At 70.0% G+C, this 2051-nt stretch carries 1 protein-coding gene; it reads left to right on the top strand.

Features of this window, described 5'->3' with window-relative positions; translation table 11 throughout:
- Positions 1–13: 13 nt before the first annotated feature.
- On the top strand, positions 14–2051 hold a 2038-nt coding region (locus EAO70_RS38155), incomplete at its 3' end, for a type I polyketide synthase (RefSeq protein WP_261993076.1).

Here is a 2051-nt window from a genome sequence, read left to right as displayed (position 1 = left end):
CCCCCCCCCCGTCGTGCCCGCGGCTCCCGTCCCCGTCGCTTCCGCGGCGGAGGCCGACACCCACGACATCGCCGTCATCGGCATCGACGGGGTGTTCCCCAACGCCGCGAACCTGGACGAGCTGTGGCGCGTCCTGGTGGAGGGCGAGGACTGCCTGACAGAGGTCCCGGCCTCCCGCTGGGACATCGACGCCTACTACGGGACGGACGGCGCCCCCGGCACCGTCTACCTGCGGCGCGCCGGCTTCGTCGACGGCCTCACCGACTTCGACCCCGGCTTCTTCCGGCTCTCGCCCGCCGAGGCCGAGTGGATCGACCCGCAGCAGCGCCACCTCGTCCAGTCCGCCTGGCGCGCCCTGGAGGACGCGGGCCTCGCGGGCAGGCCCCAGCCGTCCACCGGCGTCTTCGTCGGCGCCAGCTACCAGCACTACCGCGACACCGTCGTCGGGGACGTCGTCCAGACACCCGCCGGCCTGGGGAACCACAACGCGATCCTGGCGAACCGGGTGAGTTTCTTCCTGGATCTGCACGGGCCGAGCATGACGATCGACACGCTGTGCTCGTCGTCGCTGGTGGCGCTGCACACGGCGGTGCGGAGCATCCGCTCGGGGGAGTGCGAGCAGGCCGTCGTCGCCGGCGTGCACCTGGGCATGTCCCCCCAGTACTTCCAGCTCGGCTCCCGCCTCCGCTCCTTCTCCCCGTCCAACGCCCTGCGGCCGTTCGATGCGGGTGCGGATGGGTTCGTGCCGGGGGAGGGGGTGGTGACGGTGGTGTTGAAGCCGTTGCGTGCGGCTGTGCGTGATGGTGATCGGGTGCGGGGTGTGGTGAAGGGTTCGGCGGTGAATCACGGGGGTCGTACGAGTGGTTTGACGGTGCCGAGCAGTGCTGCGCAGGAGTCGGTGATTTCTGCTGCGTTGGTGGATGCGGGTGTGTCGGTGGAGTCGATCGGTCTGGTGGAGGCGCATGGGACGGGGACGAGTCTGGGTGATCCGATCGAGGTGGAGGGTCTGACGCGTGCGTGGCGGGGTTTGACGGGTCGTTCGCAGTTCTGTGCGTTGGGTTCGTTGAAGGGGAACGTGGGGCATCTGGAGCCGGCTGCGGGTCTTGCGGGGTTGGTGAAGGTGCTTCTTTCGATGGAGCGGGGTGTGGTTCCTCCGTCGTTGCATGTGGTGCGGCCGAATGATCACATCCGGTTTGAGGGGACTCCGTTCTTCCTGGCGGATCGGGTGTCGGAGTGGCCGCGTCCGGTGGACGGTCCGCGTCGGGGTGCGGTGAGCGCGTTCGGGATGGGCGGGGTGAACGCCCACGTCATCCTGGAGGAGGCGCCTGCGGCTGCCGCGCGTGAGGTGGTGGGGCAGGAGTCGTATCTGGTGCGTGTGGACGCGGCCGACGAGACCTCCGTCCGCGCACTCGCCGACGCCTATGCCGACCGGCTGGCCGAGGTCGACGACGACCGACTGGGCGACTTCGCCTACACCGCCAACACGGGCCGCGCCGAGCACCGCTTCGGCACCGTCGTCTCGGGTGGCGACGCGGGTGAACTCGCCGTCGCGCTGCGGGACATCGCCTCGGGCGCGTCCCCGGTGACCCGGCGCAGCGGTCGGAAGTCGGCGCCGGTGGTGTTCATGTTCACCGGCCAGGGCTCGCAGTACGCGGGCATGGGCCAGGGCCTGTACAAGACCGAGCCCGTGTTCCGGGCGGCACTCGACGAGTGCGCCTCCCTGCTCGCCGGCCACCTCGACGTACCGCTGACGGACCTGCTGTTCGGTACATCGGCACACCTCCTCGACTCGACGAGGTGTGCGCAGGTGGGGATCGTGTCGGTGCAGGTGGCGTTGGTGCGGTGGCTGGAGTCGCTGGGTGTGCGTCCGGATGCGGTGGTGGGTCACAGCCTGGGTGAGTTGAGTGCCGGGTGGGCCGCGGGTGTGGTGGGTCTGGAGGACCTGCTGCGTCTGGCGGTGGTGCGTGGTGCATTGATGGAGTCGCAGCCGGGTGCGGGTGCGATGGCCGCGGTGCATGGTGATGCGGCTGCTGTGGTCGAAGCCCTGAAGG

Source organism: Streptomyces sp. adm13(2018), assembly GCF_008042145.1.
GTDB lineage: Bacteria > Actinomycetota > Actinomycetes > Streptomycetales > Streptomycetaceae > Streptomyces.
The sequence above is the reverse complement of the archived record's forward strand: the minus strand, read 5'-3'. Positions and strand labels throughout refer to the sequence as shown.